This window comes from Streptomyces sp. NBC_00234, assembly GCF_036195325.1.
Taxonomy (GTDB): domain Bacteria; phylum Actinomycetota; class Actinomycetes; order Streptomycetales; family Streptomycetaceae; genus Streptomyces.
This window is the reverse complement of the sequence record NZ_CP108101.1, coordinates 5,374,221-5,390,776: the sequence shown is the minus strand read 5'-3', so window position 1 is coordinate 5,390,776 and position 16,556 is coordinate 5,374,221. Positions and strand designations below refer to the sequence as shown.

Below are 16,556 nucleotides of genomic sequence, written 5' to 3'. Positions count from 1 at the left end.
CGGTGTGTGAGCACTTCACCTCCGGGCTGCCCGATTCTGCTAGATTGGGACCTTGATTGGTCTATACCACATGACTCCACCTTTCAGATCGGCAGGCACAGCGTGGAAGTTGTCATCGTCCCGGACGCCACGGCAGGCGGCGAGCTCATCGCGGAGGCCATCGGAGCCCTGCTGAGCCGCAAGCCCGACGCCCTGCTCGGCGTTGCCACCGGCTCGACCCCGCTGCCCATCTACCAGGCGCTGGCCGCCAAGGTCCGCTCCGGGGCCGTGGACGCCTCGCGGGCCCGCATCTGCCAGCTCGACGAGTACGTCGGACTGCGCCCCGGCCACCCCGAGTCGTACCGCTCGGTGGTGCTGCGCGAGGTCGTGGAGCCGCTGGGTCTGTCCGAGGCGTCCTTCATGGGCCCGGACGGCTCCGCCGAGGACGTCCAGGCGGCCTGCGAGGCGTACGACAGGGCACTCGCCGAGGCGGGCGGGGTGGACCTCCAGCTGCTCGGCATCGGCACCGACGGGCACATCGGCTTCAACGAGCCGTGCTCCTCGCTCGCGTCCCGTACGCGGATCAAGACGCTGACGCAGCAGACGCGGATCGACAACGCGCGCTTCTTCGACAACGACATCGACCAGGTGCCGCACCACGTCATCACCCAGGGCATCGGCACGATCCTGGAGTCCCGCCACCCGATCCTGCTGGCCACCGGCGAGGGCAAGGCCGAGGCGGTCGCCCAGACCGTGGAGGGGCCGGTCGCCTCGATCGTCCCGGCGTCGGCGCTGCAGCTGCATCCGCACGCGACGGTGGTGGTCGACGAGGCCGCCGCGTCGAAGCTGAAGCTGGGCGACTACTTCCGCGCCACGTACGCGGCGAAGCCGTCCTGGCAGGGCATCTAGAGCCTCCCATTTGGATCATGCCGGGCTCGCGTGCCCCGGCGCGCGCACCTGCGGCGTTGTCGTCGGTCGCCGACGCTCCGCGTCGACTCCCTGATCCGGCCTGATCCAAACGAAAGACCCTAGAGCCTCCCGTGCACGCGAAAGGGCCGGGGCACCGATGGGTGCCCCGGCCCTTTCACGTGGGCTCGTCCGCCCGCCGGCCGGGAGATGGGCTCGGCCCCGGCCGGCCTGGACGGCTGGGCGGGGCCGAGGTCGGTGGGCGGGGTGGATCAGGTGCCGGTGATGGCCTCCGCCGCGGCCACGCCGCACACCCGGGCCGCCCCGTGCGTGGCGATGTGGAGCGCGCCCCTCGGCTCCGCCTGCGGGAGCCCCATCTCGACCACGATCGTGTCGGGACGCGCCGCCAGCAGAGCGTCGAGCGTCTCCGTCATCCACGCGTGCCGGTGGGCGTCGCGGACGACCGCGACGATGCGCCGCTCCCCCGCCGCCCGCAGCGTGTCGGCCGCGGGTGCCGGGCTCTCCCCGTTGTACGTGTCGGTAGCGGTGCCGGGCAGAATCCGGGCCAGTTCGGCGGCGACACCCCACGGGGTCTCGTCACCGACCGCGATGTTGGCGACCGGGGTGAACGCGGCGACGTACGCCGGCCCGGTCAGCGGTGCGCCGGTGCCGGTGACCCGTACCGCGCGGCGGGCCGCGACGAGACCGATGTCCGTGCTGACTCCGGTGCCGGGCGCGGTCCCCTCCTGCACTGCCGCGCCCGGCTCCGAGACAGCCCCCCTGGCCCCCTGCGTCCAGGACGCGAGGGCACGTACACGGGCGGCGGCGTCGGCCAGCCGCTCCTCGGGCAGCTCTCCGCTGCGTACCGCCGACACCAGGGCGTCGCGCAGTCGCAGCACGGTCCCCTCGTCGACCAGCCCGCCGCCGACACAGATCGCGTCGGCGCCCGCGGCGATCGCGAGGACGGAGCCGCGCTCGATCCCGTACGTCGCGGAGATGGCCTGCATCTCCATGCCGTCGGTGACGATGAGGCCGTCGTAACCCAGCTCCTCGCGCAGCAGACCGGTCAGGATCTGCGGGCTCAGCGTCGCCGGGCGGTTCGGGTCGAGTGCGGGAAGCAGGATATGCGCGCTCATCACCGATTTGGAACCCGCTGCGATGGCCGCGCGGAAAGGCACCAGCTCACGGGCGTGCAGGGTGTCCAGGGACACATCGATGCTCGGCAGGGCGTGGTGCGAATCGACCGCCGTGTCGCCGTGTCCGGGGAAGTGCTTGGTGCAGGCGGCGACACCCGCGGCCTGGAGCCCCTCGACGTACGCGGCGGTGTGCCGGGCCACGAGTGCGGGGTCGGCGCCGAAGGACCGCACGCCGATGACCGGGTTGGCCGGGTTGGAGTTGACGTCCGCGGAGGGCGCCCAGTTGAGGTTGACGCCGCACTCGGCGAGCCGGCGGCCGAGCTCCTGGGCGACGTCCCGGGTGAGCTTCACGTCGTCGACGGAGCCGAGGGCGAAGTTGCCCGGGAAGGAGGACCCGTGACGGACCTCCAGCCGGGTGACGTCGCCGCCCTCCTCGTCGATCGCGACGAGGACGTCGTCGCGCTCGGACCGCAGCTGGGCGGTGAGCGCCGCCAGCTGCTCGGGCGATTCGATGTTGCGCCCGAACAGGCCGACGGAGGCCAGGCCCTCGCCGACTCTGCGCAGCAGCCAGTCCGGGGCGGTCGTGCCGGTGAACCCGGGCTGGAGCACGGCGAGCGCGTCGCGCGTGAGGGTGTCCGTGGTGGATACGAGGGTGGTCATGGGGGCCTTATCCCTTCACGGCGCCGGAGGTGAGACCCGTGGCCATCTTCCCCTGGATGATCATGAAGAAGATGACGACCGGAATGGAGATGAGCGTCGAAGCCGCCATCAGGGCGCCGTAGTCCGTACCGCGCTCCGTGGTGAAGGTCATCAGCCACACGTTGAGCGTGTACTTGGAGTTGTCGTTGATCAGGATGTACGCGAAGAGGTACTCGTTCCACGCGTTGACGAGCGCGAAGATCGACGCGGCGGCCAGTCCCGGGGCGAGCAGCGGGAAGATGACGCGGCGGAAGGCTCCCATGCGGGTACAGCCGTCCACCATCGCGGACTCCTCCAGCTCCACCGGGATGTTGATCACGAAGCCGCGGATCATGATCGTCGCGAAGGGCAGCGTGGACACCAGGTAGACGACGATGAGTCCCCAGTACTCGTCGATACCGCCCATGGCGTTGAGCTGGAGGTAGATCGGGATCAGCATCGCGGTCGGGGGCAGCATCTGGACGAGGATCATCACCATCATCAGCGCCTTCCGCCCGAAGAAGCGGAAGCGTCCGATGGCGAGCGCCGCGAGCGTCGCGATGATCATGCCGCCGACCACCGCGGTGACCGAGACGATCAGGCTCGACTGGATCGCGGTGCCGAAGTTGTCCTGCTCCACCGCTCGCGCGAAGTTGTCGAAGGTGAGCGAGGAGGGCCAGAGCGTCTGGTCGTAGGACCGGATCTCGTGGTTGGGGCGCAGGGAGCTGATGATCAGCCAGTAGACCGGGAAGGCCATGAGCGCTGCCGTGACCAGGGCCAGGATGTTGTAGCCGAGGCGGTTCTTCTTGCGGTCGGGCCGCAGAACCTGGGCAGGCGTGTTCGGGGCTGTGGAGGTGCTCATTCGACCTCTCCCGTCTTGATCAGCTGGCGCAGGTAGTACACGGCGACACCGGAGAGCATCAGGACGGTGATCAAGGCGATCGCGCTGCCCTGGCTGAAGGAGGTGGACTCGAACGCCTTGGAGAAGGAGTACAGGCCGAGGGTCTCGTACTCCGGTTCGGGCTTGTTGCCGCGCAGCAGCCAGATCTGTCCGAAGACGTTGAAGTCCCAGATGACCGACAGGGTGGCGACCATGGTGAAGACGGGCTTGATGACCGGCCAGGTCACGTAGCGGTAGACGCCGTACGCGCTGGCTCCGTCGAGCGACGCCGCCTCTTCCAGCTCCTTGGGGACCTGGGTGAGGGCCGCGTACATCGTGATCACGACGAACGGGATCGCGCCCCAGACGACCAGCAGCGTGATGATGCCGAAGCCCTGCCAGGGGTCGAGGAACCAGTTGTGGCCGAGCCACTTGTCCTCGTTGCCCGTGATGTCGGCGAGCAGCGTGTTGATCAGGCCGTAGTCGGAGTCGGCGAGCCAGCGGAAGACCGAGGCGGCGACCATCAGCGGCATCGACCAGGCGGCGATGAGCGCGACGGTGAGGGTGAGCCTGACCCAGGTGGACAGGCGCAGCATCATCAGGGCGATGAGCAGGCCGATACCCATGGTCAGCACCACGCAGATCGTCATGAAGACGATCGTGCGGCCGGTGACCTGCCAGAACTCGGGGTCGCCGAGGATGTTGGTGAACTGCTCGAAGCCGACCCACGGCGTCTCGCCGTTGCCCCACAGGGCCGCCCGGCCCATGTCCTGGAAGGACATGATCACGGTCTTGATCAGCGGATAGACGTACACCGCGGCGATCGCGAGGATCGCCGGCAGGATCAGGAGGTAGGGAAGGAGTTCGCCCTTCTTCCGCTGCCTCTTGGGGCGGGGCGTGGTGTCCTTCGCGGAGGGCGAGGGCCCGGTCTCTTCCGGACCACGTGGTACGGGTACCGGAGGCGGCCCGGCGGCCTTGGTGTCGGCGGCAGTCACGTGGCTGACCTTCCATCGGGATTCCGGGGGCTGCACCCGGAGATCACGGCATACGTCTACGAAAGGAAGCGGGGACCCGGTGCGTGCCGGGCCCCCGCCTGGAGAGCCGAAGGCCCTGCGGTACTACTTGTTGATCAGCGCGTTGATCTCGTCGTCGGCCTTCTTGGCCGCGTCGGCCACCGAGGTGCCCTTGAGGATCGCCAGGAGCATGTTCTCCAGGACCTCGTCCTTCTCGATGGACGTCCAGCCCGGCGCGATCGGCGTGAACCAGGCGTCCGGCACCGCGTTGGCGACGGCGGCCGTCTCGGGCTTGCTCTTCAGCGGCTCGAGCTGCTTCTCGTTGTTCGGGAGGATGTTCTTGGAGGCGAGCACCTCCTGCGACTTCTCGCTGGTGAAGAGCGAGACCCATTCCTCACCGAGGTCCGCGACCTTGGACTTCGCGGTGACAGCGAGGTCCGAGCCACCGATGAAGGACGGGAGGGCCTTGCCGTTCGGGCCGGGCATACCGGCCGTCGCGATCTTGCCCTCGAGCTTCGGGTTGCCGTTGTTGGCGCCATCGGTGATGGAGCCGGCCTCCCAGCCGTTGCCGTAGAGCAGGGCGGCCTTCTCGTTGGCCGCGACGTTGGCGTGGTCCTGCTCGTCCTTGGTGATGTCGGCCTTGTTGTACTTCTTCACCAGGTTGATGAAGTGCTCGATGCCCTTCTGGGACTCGGCGGAGGAAAGGTTGCCCTTCCACTCCTTCGCACCCTCGTCGTACTCGGCGATGGAGCCGCCGTAGGCCGCGACGTAGGACATGGCCGCGTACCAGTAACGGCCCGGCAGGTAGAGGGACGAGAAGCGCTTGTCCTTCTTGGTGTACTCGGCCGAGACCTTGTCGAGGGCGGCGAGCAGCTCGGTCTCGGTCTGCGGGAGCACGTCGCTGCCCGTACCGGCCTTGAACATGTCCTTGTTGTAGATCGCCACACGCGCACCGGCGTAGTAAGGCACGCAGAACTGCTTGCCCTCGAAGGTGCAGGTGTCCTTCAGACCCTTGATCCAGGTGTCCGAGTTGTCGTACTTCTTGGGGTCGATCTCGGCGAGTGCGCCGTTCAGGATGTACTGCATCGTCTCGGTGTTGCCGAGCTCGACGACATCCGGGAACTTGTCGCCACCGAGGGCCGTGTCGAGCTTCTTGGCCTTGTCCGCCCACTGCTGGTACTGGACGTTGACCTTGACCTTCGGGTACTTCTTCTTGAACTGCGCGTTGACGTCCTTGACCAGTTCCGGCCAGGTGCTCTGCGCGTCGACCATCAGCCAGACAGTCAGTTCTTCGGAGCGGTCCTTCGGGTCCTTCGAAGCGTTGTCGCTGCCCCCGCCACACGCTGCAATTCCGGACACCATCGCCGCGACGCCGACCGCCGCTATGAGCTTGCGCTTCATGCCACACCCTCCTCAGGGATACCAGCAACCCCCCGCCCACCGCGGAAACGTACGACGAGTACTGCCTGTGGGGCTGGGACTTGGTCTTTAATGGTTTAGACCAGTACCGGGAGCTTGGCCTAGACCTTTAGGGGTGTCAAGGGTGTATAAGAAGTGCACTCGCGTCCGTTATAGGACCGACACCTAGGGGAGGGCGACGACCCGTGACCGGACCGTGCCACCATGTGAGCCGCGACAGACGGAGGAGCCGGTGACGGCAGCAACGCAGCAGTCGGGAAGGCGGGCCATGGGTGCAGACGGGGGCAGTGCGGAGAACGAGACCGGTGCGGGTACGCGTACGGCACGCGTACCGAAGTACTACCGGCTCAAGCGCCACCTGCTCGACATGACCGACACCCTGCCGCCCGGTACCCCGGTACCGCCCGAGCGGACCCTGGCGGCCGAGTTCGACACCTCTCGCACGACGGTGCGTCAGGCACTTCAGGAGCTGGTCGTCGAGGGCCGGTTGGAGCGCATCCAGGGCAAGGGAACCTTCGTCGCCAAGCCGAAGGTCTCCCAGGCGCTCCAGCTGACCTCGTACACCGAGGACATGCGCGCCCAGGGGCTGGAACCCACGTCCCAGCTCCTGGACATCGGATACATCACGGCCGACGACGCGCTCGCCGGCCTGCTCGACATCACCGCGGGCGGGCGGGTGCTGCGGATCGAGCGGCTGCGCCTCGCCAGCGGTGAGCCGATGGCGATCGAGACCACACACCTTTCGGCCAAACGCTTTCCCGCGCTGCGCCGTTCACTGGTGAAGTACACCTCTCTCTACACCGCGCTCGCCGAGGTGTACGACGTGCGGCTGGCCGAGGCCGAGGAGACGATCGAGACCTCCCTCGCCACCCCGCGCGAGGCCGGACTGCTGGGCACGGACGTCGGCCTGCCGATGCTGATGCTGTCCCGGCACTCGATCGACGGACACGGCGAGCCGGTGGAGTGGGTGCGCTCCGTGTACCGCGGCGACCGCTACAAGTTCGTGGCCCGCCTCAAGCGGCCCACCGACTGAGTCCCACCGACCGAGTCCCACCGCATCACCTGTCGCGACCCGCACGACGAACGGCCCCCGTGGAATCACCATCCCCACGGGGGCCGTTCGCTGCCCGCCGCCACCGTCACCTCGGGATTGGCGTGAACCGGACCCTGCCGTCGTTCGTGCATGTCACCGAGACATCACCGTTGCACTACCGCAATGCGGACAGGGGGTGACGCTGGACGGACCCCTCGCCTAGATTTCGTGCGCATTACACCAGGTGACCAGCGAGGGGACGGAGCACCACATGCCCGAAAACACCGCCGAAAAACGGCCAACGATCACACCCGTGCGGGTGGTTATCGCCGTGTGCCTCATTGCGCCGTTCGTGGCGATGCTCTGGGTGAGCTCGTACGCGAAGGTCGAACCCACGTTCATCGGCATCCCGTTCTTCTACTGGTACCAGATGCTGTGGGTCCTCATCTCGACCGCACTGACGATGGTCGCGTACACGCTGTGGCAGCGTGACCAGCGCGCCCGCAAGGGAGGTGCGTCAGCATGAAGGACGGCGTCAACGGCGTAGCACTCGCCGTATTCATCTTCTTCTTCCTGGCCGTCACGGTCATCGGATTCATGGCCGCCCGCTGGCGGAAGGCCGAGAACGAGAACAGCCTGGACGAATGGGGCCTGGGCGGACGGTCGTTCGGCACCTGGGTCACCTGGTTCCTGCTGGGCGGTGACCTCTACACGGCGTACACCTTCGTCGCCGTCCCCGCGGCGATCTACGCGGCGGGCGCGGCGGGCTTCTTCGCCGTCCCGTACACGATCCTCGTCTACCCGCTGATCTTCACCTTCCTGCCGCGGCTGTGGTCGGTGTCGCACAAGCACGGGTACGTCACCACCTCGGACTTCGTCCGGGGCCGCTTCGGCTCGAAGGGGCTCTCGCTGGCGGTCGCCCTCACCGGCATCCTCGCCACGATGCCGTACATCGCGCTCCAGCTGGTCGGCATCCAGGCGGTGCTGGACGTGATGGGCGTCGGCGGTGGCGAGACCACGCACTGGTTCGTCAAGGACCTGCCGCTGCTGATCGCGTTCGCGGTGCTCGCCGCGTACACCTACTCCTCGGGCCTGCGGGCGCCGGCGCTGATCGCGTTCGTCAAGGATGGGCTGATCTACCTGGTCATCGCCGTGGCGATCATCTACATCCCGATCAAGCTGGGCGGCTTCGACGACATCTTCGCCAAGGCGGGCGAGGCGTTCTCGCAGACGAACGAGGCCACCGGCAAGCCGCGCGGTGCGCTCGTCCCGGGCGAGATGGGCCAGTGGGGCTACGCCACCCTGGCGCTCGGCTCGGCGCTCGCGCTCTTCATGTATCCCCACTCGATCACGGCGACGCTCTCCAGCCGCAGCCGTGACGTGATCCGCCGCAACACGACGATCCTCCCGCTGTACTCGCTGATGCTGGGGCTGCTGGCGCTGCTCGGCTTCATGGCGATCGCCGCCGGAGTCAAGGTGGACAACGGCCAGCTGGCGATCCCTCAGCTGTTCGAGAACATGTTCCCCGACTGGTTCGCGGGCGTGGCCTTCGCCGCGATCGGCATCGGCGCGCTGGTGCCGGCGGCCATCATGTCGATCGCCGCGGCGAACCTCTTCACCCGCAACATCTACAAGGACTTCCTGAAGCCCGACGCGACCCCGGCGCAGGAGACCAAGGTCTCCAAGCTGGTCTCGCTCCTGGTGAAGGTCGGCGCGCTCGCCTTCGTCCTCACCATGGACAAGACGGTCGCGATCAACTTCCAGCTGCTCGGCGGGATCTGGATCCTCCAGACCATGCCCGCACTGGTCGGCGGCCTGTTCACCCGCTGGTTCCACCGCTGGGCCCTGATCGCGGGCTGGGCGGTCGGCATGGTGTACGGGACGGTCGCCGCGTACGGCGTCGCCAGCCCGACCCAGAAGCACTTCGGCGGCTCCTCGAAGGAGATCCCGGGCATCGGCGAGATCGGCTACATCGGTCTCACCGCGTTCGTCCTGAACGTGGTGGTCGTGGTCGTCCTCACCTTCGTCCTCAACGCGCTGAAGGCGCCGGCCGGGATCGACGAGACCTCGCCGTCCGACTACACGGCGGACGCGGGCGACCCGGGCGTCAAGACGGTCCTGCCGCCCGCCACCGCGGGCGCGCCCGGCGGTCACTGACCCCCGCACCGACCGCTCCGCAACGGGCCGTCGCGACTCCGGCAACGGAGGCGCGGCGGCCCGTCGCATATCCGGTACGCCCATGCGCCCCCGGTGCGGCACACTCCCCGCATGGACATTTCGATCAGGCCCATCGGCCCCGGGGAGCACGAAGCGCTGGGCGAGATCACGGCTCACGCGTATCTCGACGACGGTCTGCTGGATCTCGGGGCCGAGGACCCGTATCTGGCCGAACTGCGGGCCGTGGGACGGCGGGCCGCGGAGGCCGAGGTGCTGGTCGCCGTGGGCTCGGAGGGCGCGGTTCTCGGCGGGGTCACATACGCCCTGTCCGGGAATCCCTGGGCGGACATCGCCCTGGAGGGCGAGGCCGAGTTCCGGATGCTGGCGGTCTCGGGCGAGGCCCGCGGACGCGGGGCCGGCGAGGCTCTGGTGCGGGCGTGCATCGACCGGGCACGGGCCACGGAGGGGGTCACCGGGGTCGTCCTGTCGACGCAGGACGTCATGCGGGACGCCCACCGGATCTACCAGCGCCTCGGCTTCGTACGGACTCCGGAGCGGGACTGGGAGCCCCTGCCCGATTTCGGCCCCCTGCTCACGTTCCGGCTGGCACTGTAACCGCACTCCGCTCGCACGACACAAGATGTGGGGGCTGCCTCGATGGGCAGCCCCCACATGTATGCTCGTGCTCGCTGTCGCCGCAGGGGAATCCGGTGCGAATCCGGAACTGTCCCGCAACGGTGTGATCGGTGCGCTTTTGCGCATCCGAAGTCCGAAGACCTGTCGACAGCGCGTCCGGCTCGACCGAACCGGGCGCAGAGACGTCCGGGCCTCGCGGATGGGCCGGTGGACGCCGCACGCAGTGCTGCCGCCTCCGGGCCCCGCTCTGCCCGGCTGCCCCCGCTCCCCGCCGGCCCCGAGCCGAGCGAGGGAGAGCACCGGTGACCATCGCGCCAGCCGATCCGGTTTCAGCCGCAGGGAACGCCGCGTCCGGGAAGACCACGGAAGCCACGACGGACGGACCCGGGACCGCACTGCTGCGGACCCTCACCGACCTCACGGCCGATCTGCCCGACACCGACCCCGGCCGCGTCGCCGCCGCCGCGCTGCGCGGTCGCAACGCCCGGTCGGACGAGGCCGAGCTGCGCTCGCTGGCCACGGAGGCCGCCGCGGGCCTGATCTCCGAGGACCCCGCCTACTCCCGGCTCGCCGCCCGGCTCCTCACCCGCACGATCGCGGACGAGGCGGCCGGCCAGGGCGCGGTCTCCTTCTCCGCCTCGGTCGCCGTCGGACACCGCGAGGGCCTGATCGCGGACCGCACCGCCCAGTTCGTCCGGGTCCACGCCTCCCGGCTCGACGCCCTGGTCGGTGGCTCGCTCGTGGCCGGCGCGGACGACCGGTTCGGCTACTTCGGCCTGCGGACGCTGTACAGCCGGTACCTGCTGCGCCACCCGCTGACCCGTGCGGTGATCGAGACCCCGCAGCACTTCATGCTGCGGGTGGCGGCCGGTCTCGCCGAGGACGACACCCCGGAGGCGCTGGACGAGGTCGCCGCGCTGTACGGCCTGATGAGCCGGCTCGACTACCTCCCCTCCTCCCCCACCCTGTTCAACTCCGGTACCCGGCACCCGCAGATGTCCTCCTGCTACCTGCTGGACTCGCCGCTCGACGAGCTCGACTCGATCTACGACCGCTACCACCAGGTGGCCCGGCTCTCGAAGCACGCGGGCGGCATCGGCCTCTCGTACTCCCGTATCCGCGCCCGCGGTTCACTGATCCGCGGCACCAACGGGCACTCCAACGGCATCGTTCCGTTCCTCAAGACGCTCGACGCCTCGGTCGCCGCGGTCAACCAGGGGGGCCGCCGCAAGGGCGCAGCCGCCGTGTACCTGGAGACCTGGCACGCGGACATCGAGGAGTTCCTCGAACTGCGCGACAACACGGGCGAGGACCAGCGGCGTACGCACAACCTCAACCTGGCGCACTGGATTCCGGACGAGTTCATGCGCCGGGTCGACACCGACGGCCAGTGGTCGCTGTTCTCGCCCGCCGACGTGCCCGAGCTGGTCGACCTGTGGGGCGCGGAGTTCGACGCGGCCTACCGCGCGGCGGAGGAGGCCGGGCTGGCCCGCAAGACCATGCCCGCGCGTGACCTGTACGGCCGGATGATGCGTACGCTCGCGCAGACCGGGCAGGGCTGGATGACGTTCAAGGACGCCTCCAACCGCACGGCCAACCAGACCGCCGAGCCGGGCCGCGTGGTCCACTCCTCGAACCTGTGCACCGAGATCCTCGAAGTCACGGACGACGGCGAGACGGCGGTCTGCAACCTCGGTTCGGTCAACCTCGGCGCCTTCGTGGCCGACGGGGACATCGACTGGGAGCGGCTGGACTCCACGGTCCGTACCGCGGTGACCTTCCTCGACCGGGTCGTCGACATCAACTTCTACCCGACCGAGCAGGCCGGCTCGTCCAACGCCAGGTGGCGGCCCGTCGGCCTGGGCGCGATGGGCCTCCAGGACGTCTTCTTCCAGCTGCGTCTGCCGTTCGACTCCCCCGAGGCACGCGCGCTGTCCACGAAGATCTCCGAGCGGATCATGCTCGCCGCCTACGAGGCGTCCTGCGATCTCGCCGAGCGCTCCGGCCCCCTCCCGGCCTGGTCGCAGACGCGCACCGCCCGCGGTGTGCTGCACCCCGACCACTACGACACCGAGCTGAACTGGCCGGAGCGCTGGGACGCCCTGCGCGCCCGGGTCGCACGGACCGGCATGCGCAACTCGCTCCTGCTGGCCATCGCGCCGACGGCGACCATCGCCTCGATCGCCGGGGTCTACGAGTGCATCGAGCCGCAGGTCTCCAACCTCTTCAAGCGCGAGACGCTCAGCGGTGAGTTCCTCCAGGTCAACGCGTACCTGGTCGACGAGCTGAAGAAGCTCGGCGTGTGGGACGCGCGGACCCGGGAGGCGTTGCGCGAGGCGAGCGGTTCCGTACAGGGCTTCGCGTGGATTCCCGAGGAGGTGCGGGCGCTGTACCGCACTGCGTGGGAGATCCCGCAGCGCGGACTGATCGACATGGCGGCGGCCCGTACGCCGTTCCTCGACCAGAGCCAGTCGCTGAACCTGTTCCTGGAGACGCCGACGATCGGCAAGCTCTCCTCGATGTACGCGTACGCCTGGAAGCAGGGGCTGAAGACGACGTACTACCTGCGGTCGCGCCCGGCGACCCGGATCGCGCGGGCGGCCTCCGCCGCCCCGGTCCCCGTACAGGCGTCCGCGCCCGACGCGGACGCGATCGCCTGCTCCCTCGAAAACCCCGAGTCCTGCGAGGCCTGCCAGTAATGAGCTCCACCGACCACAAGAACCTCCTGGACCCGGGCTTCGAGCTGACCCTGCGGCCGATGCGCTATCCGGACTTCTACGAGCGTTACCGCGACGCGATCAAGAACACCTGGACGGTGGAGGAGGTCGACCTCCACTCCGACGTGGCCGACCTCGCGAAGCTGTCGCCCGGCGAGCAGCACATGATCGGCCGGCTCGTCGCGTTCTTCGCGACCGGTGACTCGATCGTCTCCAACAACCTCGTGTTGACGCTGTACAAGCACATCAACTCGCCCGAGGCGCGCCTGTATCTGTCGCGGCAGCTCTTCGAGGAGGCCGTGCACGTCCAGTTCTATCTGACGCTGCTCGACACCTATCTGCCCGATCCGGACGACCGCGCGGCGGCGTTCGACGCGGTCGAGGAGATTCCCTCGATCCGCGAGAAGGCGCAGTTCTGCTTCAAGTGGATCAACGAGGTCGAGAAGCTCGACCGGCTGGAGACGAAGGCGGACCGCCGTCGCTTCCTGCTGAACCTGATCTGCTTCGCGGCGTGCATCGAGGGGCTGTTCTTCTACGGTGCCTTCGCGTACGTGTACTGGTTCCGCTCCCGCGGCCTGCTGCACGGCCTCGCCACGGGGACCAACTGGGTCTTCCGCGACGAGACCATGCACATGAACTTCGCGTTCGAGGTCGTGGACACGGTCCGCAAGGAGGAGCCGGACCTCTTCGACGACGCCCTCCAGCAGCAGGTCACCGACATGCTGAAGGAGGCCGTCGAGGCCGAGCTGCAGTTCGGCCGCGACCTGTGCGGCGAGGGCCTGCCCGGCATGAACACCGAGTCGATGCGCCAGTACCTGGAGTGTGTGGCCGACCAGCGGCTCACCCGCCTCGGCTTCCCCGCGCTGTACGGCTCGGAGAACCCGTTCTCGTTCATGGAGCTCCAGGGTGTCCAGGAGCTGACGAACTTCTTCGAGCGCCGGCCGTCCGCGTACCAGGTGGCAGTGGAGGGCTCGGTCGGCTTCGACGACGACTTCTAGGGTCTTTCGTTTGGACCCCGCGAGCCCGGCGTGATCCAAACGAGAGGCCCTAGACCCGGGCCCAGGTTCCGACGACGGGGCGCCGCGTTGCCGTGACCGGCCGCGCGGCGCCTTCGGCGTGCGGGGGTTCGGCTCCCTGGCTCCGTTGCGCTGCGCGCAGTGCGCGGTCGATGCGCCGCTCACGGGCGAGGCCGACCAGCGCGGGCAGCAGGACGAGGGCGAAAAGGACGGCTATGCCTGCGTAGTTCACGAATGTGTTCATGCCTCTACTGTCGTCCGTTCGCCCAGAATCCGGCAGTGGCAGGACTGTCACACAGCATCGAATTACTGCCACACTGTCGCCATGCCCATGCTGAACAATGTCGCCGTTCTGCTGCTCGACGAGGTACACCCCTTCGAACTCGGCGTGCTGTGCGAGGTCTTCGGACTGGACCGCAGCGAAGAGGGGCTGCCCGTCCACGACTTCGCGGTGGTCTCCGCCGAGGGACCGGTTCTGCGGACCCACGCCGGATTCACGATCAGTACGCCGCACGGCCTCGACCGGCTGGACGAGGCCGACCTCATCGCCGTCCCCGCGGGCAGTCACTTCGCGAACCGCGCGTACCCCGAGGAGGCGCTGGACGCCCTGCGCCGGGCCGTGGACCGCGGCGCGCGGGTGCTGAGCGTCTGCTCCGGCGCGTACGTGCTCGGCGCGGCCGGACTGCTGGACGGGCGCCGCTGCACCACCCACTGGCGCCACGCCGCCGAGCTGGCCCGCCGCTTCCCTCGCGCCGTCGTCGAGCCCGATGTGCTGTACGTGGACGACGGCCCCGTCATCAGCTCGGCGGGTACGGCGGCGGGGATCGACGCCTCGCTCCACCTGGTCCGCCAGGCGTACGGGCAGGAGGTGGCCAACGCCGTCGCCCGCCGCATGGTCGTGCCCCCGCACCGCGACGGCGGGCAGGCGCAGTACATCGAGCGTCCGCTGCCCCGGGCCGCGTGCGACACGGTCGGCGAGACGCTCGCCTGGATGGAACGCCATCTGGACCAGGAGATGACCGTCGAGCAGCTCGCCGGCCTGGCCCATATGTCGCCGCGCACCTTCGCGCGCCGCTTCCAGCAGGAGACGGGGACCACTCCGTACCGCTGGCTGCTGCGCCAACGCGTACTGCTGGCACAGCACTTGCTGGAGAGCTCCGACGAGACCATGGACATGATCGCCGGCCGGACCGGCTTCGGCACCGCGGCGGCGCTCCGGCACCAGTTCACACGCTCGCTCGACACGACTCCGCAGGCGTACCGCCGCACCTTCCGCGGCCCCTCCGCGCTGCCCGAGGTCGCCTGAGCGTCCGGAGCCGAGGAGCCCCGTCCGGATACAGATCCCGGACGGGGCTCCCGTGCGAAGGGTGATGGTGCGGGTCAGATCCCGCAGCTCGACGCCGACCAGAAGTGGCTGGGCCCCTGGTTGACGTGGACGTGATCGCCGTGACCGGCGTAGCCCGGGCCGAGGATCCCGTTGAACCCGTGGTAGCGCGCCTGCTGGGCCAGGGTGCACAGCGAGTGCGGTCCCGAGCCGAGGTCGACGGCGTCGCCGTACAGATGACGGCTGTTGGAGGCCCCGCCTGCCGCCGAGTTGCAGGTGTAGGACCGGAAGCCGCTGGTGACGCGGATGGACGAGTCGCCCAGCGCGTGCCGGAGCGCCTCCAGCTTCCACATCGAGCTCAGGGCGTTGGCCTTGGCCGTACCGGCGGCCACCGCTCCCCCGGCCCAGGTGCTGTTGCAGTTGTTGAGCTCGGGGTACGTGAAGTGGATCGGCGTGCAGTCGTCGTCCTGGAGGGCGTAGAGCTTGGACTGCGTGGCCGGACCGGCGATGCCGTCGGCGGCGAGGCCGTAGGCGGACTGGAAGCGCTTGACCGCGGCGGTGGTGGCCGGGCCGTAGGAACCGTCGATGGCGAGCACGGCGTTGTAGCCGGGGTATCCGGCCACCCGGATCTGGAGCTGGGTGACATCGTTGCCGGTGGCTCCCGGCGACAGCGTCCGGGTCCAGGTGTAGCAGCCGTCGGCCTGCGCGGGACCTGCGGTCAGCACGGCTCCGCCGATCGCGAAAGCCATGGCCATGACAAGGCTGAGCAAGGCGTGTGCGGTACGTCTGAGCATGGGGGGAACTCCCTACCACGGTGAAGTGTTGGGGTGAGACTGTCGGACGAGTCGACGCGCGTCAACTGTGCCTGGAGAAACACCAGTTGACTGCTCCGGAACGGGGACGGGGCCCGGCCGCCGACGTATCGGCGACCGGGCCCCGTCCGCGGAGCGCGGGACTCAGTCGTTGGGGACGACCTCGTAGCGCGGCGTGCCCTCGGCCATCTGCCGCAGCGCGTCCTTGCGGTCACGCTTGGAGAGCCGGTCGATGTACAGGTAGCCGTACAGGTGGTCCGTCTCGTGCTGGAGGCAGCGCGCGAAGTAGCCGTTGCCCCGCACCCTCACCGGGTTGCCCTTCGCGTCCTGGCCGCGCACCACCGCGTAGTCCGGGCGGGCCAGCGCCGCGTACGCCGTCGGGACGGAGAGGCAGCCCTCGTTGGAGTCGTCGAGGACGCGCTCCCCCGCCGGCAGGTCCTCCAGGACCGGGTTGCAGATGGCGCCGACGTGCCGGGCACCGTCGTCGTCCATGCAGTCGTAGACGAAGACCTTGAGGTCCACGCCGATCTGGTTGGCGGCCAGGCCCACGCCCTCCGCCGTCCGCTGGCTGGCGAACATGTCGTCGATCAGCCGGCCCAGCTCGTCGTCGAACGCGGTGACGTCCTTGCACTCCTTGTGGAGCACCGGGTTGCCCACGACCGTGATCGGCCGCGAGGTGCCGCGCTCGCGGTACGCCGCCTCACGCGCCTCGCAGTCCTCGGTGTCGACGAGGAATCCCTCGTCGTCGACGCTGATCTGCTCGTCCGTCTCCTGCTGCGCCATGTCCGCCGTACGCCTTCCTGCAAACCTGAAACCCGTGAACTTCGGGAAAACCGGCACCGGAATTCGG

The 16,556-nt window shown here is 68.9% G+C and carries 15 protein-coding genes and 1 riboswitch; of the genes, 8 read left to right on the top strand and 7 right to left on the bottom strand.

What is annotated here, in order from left to right; genetic code table 11:
• Nucleotides 1-102 precede the first annotated feature (102 nt).
• Nucleotides 103-888 carry a glucosamine-6-phosphate deaminase gene (nagB, locus tag OG230_RS23900; RefSeq protein WP_328905769.1) on the top strand — a complete coding sequence of 262 codons (786 nt, stop codon included), beginning with the start codon at nt 103-105 and terminating at the stop codon, nt 886-888.
• A 269-nt stretch (nt 889-1,157) separates the two neighbouring features.
• Here nagB and OG230_RS23895 read toward each other — a convergent pair whose 3' ends face one another.
• The 4 genes from OG230_RS23895 to OG230_RS23880 all read right to left on the bottom strand — a co-directional run bounded on the left by OG230_RS23895 (nt 1,158) and on the right by OG230_RS23880 (nt 5,993).
• A complete protein-coding gene (locus OG230_RS23895; protein ID WP_328905768.1) occupies nt 1,158-2,681 on the bottom strand; it encodes a glycoside hydrolase family 3 protein in 1,524 nt (507 codons plus the stop codon).
• Between the two features lie 7 nt (nt 2,682-2,688).
• Entirely contained in the window at nt 2,689-3,561 is an 873-nt protein-coding gene (locus tag OG230_RS23890) for a carbohydrate ABC transporter permease (protein WP_328905767.1), read from the bottom strand.
• Nucleotides 3,558-4,574, bottom strand: coding sequence for a carbohydrate ABC transporter permease (locus tag OG230_RS23885; protein WP_328905766.1), 1,017 nt, complete (start codon nt 4,572-4,574; stop codon nt 3,558-3,560). The genes OG230_RS23890 and OG230_RS23885 overlap by 4 nt, the downstream gene beginning before the upstream one ends.
• Nucleotides 4,575-4,697: 123 nt before the next feature.
• On the bottom strand, nt 4,698-5,993 hold the full coding sequence (locus OG230_RS23880; RefSeq protein ID WP_328905765.1) for a sugar ABC transporter substrate-binding protein: 1,296 nt from the start codon (nt 5,991-5,993) through the stop codon (nt 4,698-4,700).
• 286 nt (nt 5,994-6,279) lie between these two features.
• Here OG230_RS23880 and OG230_RS23875 point away from each other — a divergent pair, with 286 nt between their 5' ends.
• From OG230_RS23875 to OG230_RS23850, 6 genes are all read left to right on the top strand, one after another.
• A complete protein-coding gene (locus tag OG230_RS23875; RefSeq protein WP_328905764.1) occupies nt 6,280-7,044 on the top strand; it encodes a GntR family transcriptional regulator in 765 nt (254 codons plus the stop codon).
• 271 nt (nt 7,045-7,315) lie between these two features.
• Complete coding sequence (locus OG230_RS23870) at nt 7,316-7,570, top strand: DUF3311 domain-containing protein (protein ID WP_328905763.1); 255 nt, start codon at nt 7,316-7,318, stop codon at nt 7,568-7,570.
• On the top strand, nt 7,567-9,201 hold the full coding sequence (mctP, locus tag OG230_RS23865) for a monocarboxylate uptake permease MctP (RefSeq protein WP_328905762.1): 1,635 nt from the start codon (nt 7,567-7,569) through the stop codon (nt 9,199-9,201). Before OG230_RS23870 ends, mctP begins: the two co-directional genes overlap by 4 nt.
• A 111-nt stretch (nt 9,202-9,312) precedes the next feature.
• Complete coding sequence (locus OG230_RS23860; RefSeq protein ID WP_328905761.1) at nt 9,313-9,816, top strand: GNAT family N-acetyltransferase; 504 nt, start codon at nt 9,313-9,315, stop codon at nt 9,814-9,816.
• 61 nt (nt 9,817-9,877) lie between these two features.
• Nucleotides 9,878-10,000: riboswitch (cobalamin riboswitch) on the top strand.
• A 139-nt stretch (nt 10,001-10,139) separates the two neighbouring features.
• Nucleotides 10,140-12,536, top strand: a complete 2,397-nt coding sequence (locus tag OG230_RS23855) for a ribonucleoside-diphosphate reductase subunit alpha (RefSeq protein ID WP_328905760.1) — start codon at nt 10,140-10,142, stop codon at nt 12,534-12,536.
• Nucleotides 12,536-13,552 (top strand): ribonucleotide-diphosphate reductase subunit beta, encoded by a 1,017-nt coding sequence (locus OG230_RS23850; RefSeq protein ID WP_328905759.1) that lies wholly within the window; start codon nt 12,536-12,538, stop codon nt 13,550-13,552. Before OG230_RS23855 ends, OG230_RS23850 begins: the two co-directional genes overlap by 1 nt.
• A gap of 49 nt (nt 13,553-13,601) precedes the next feature.
• On the opposite strand, the gene OG230_RS23845 is transcribed toward OG230_RS23850, so the two are convergent.
• Nucleotides 13,602-13,814 carry a hypothetical protein gene (locus OG230_RS23845; protein WP_328905758.1) on the bottom strand — a complete coding sequence of 71 codons (213 nt, stop codon included), beginning with the start codon at nt 13,812-13,814 and terminating at the stop codon, nt 13,602-13,604.
• 87 nt (nt 13,815-13,901) lie between these two features.
• Here OG230_RS23845 and OG230_RS23840 point away from each other — a divergent pair, with 87 nt between their 5' ends.
• Nucleotides 13,902-14,876 (top strand): GlxA family transcriptional regulator, encoded by a 975-nt coding sequence (locus OG230_RS23840; protein ID WP_328911508.1) that lies wholly within the window; start codon nt 13,902-13,904, stop codon nt 14,874-14,876.
• A gap of 74 nt (nt 14,877-14,950) precedes the next feature.
• Here OG230_RS23840 and OG230_RS23835 read toward each other — a convergent pair whose 3' ends face one another.
• A complete protein-coding gene (locus OG230_RS23835) occupies nt 14,951-15,688 on the bottom strand; it encodes a D-Ala-D-Ala carboxypeptidase family metallohydrolase (protein WP_328905757.1) in 738 nt (245 codons plus the stop codon).
• 162 nt (nt 15,689-15,850) lie between these two features.
• Entirely contained in the window at nt 15,851-16,489 is a 639-nt protein-coding gene (def, locus tag OG230_RS23830; RefSeq protein WP_328905756.1) for a peptide deformylase, read from the bottom strand.
• Between the last annotated feature and the right edge of the window lie 67 nt (nt 16,490-16,556).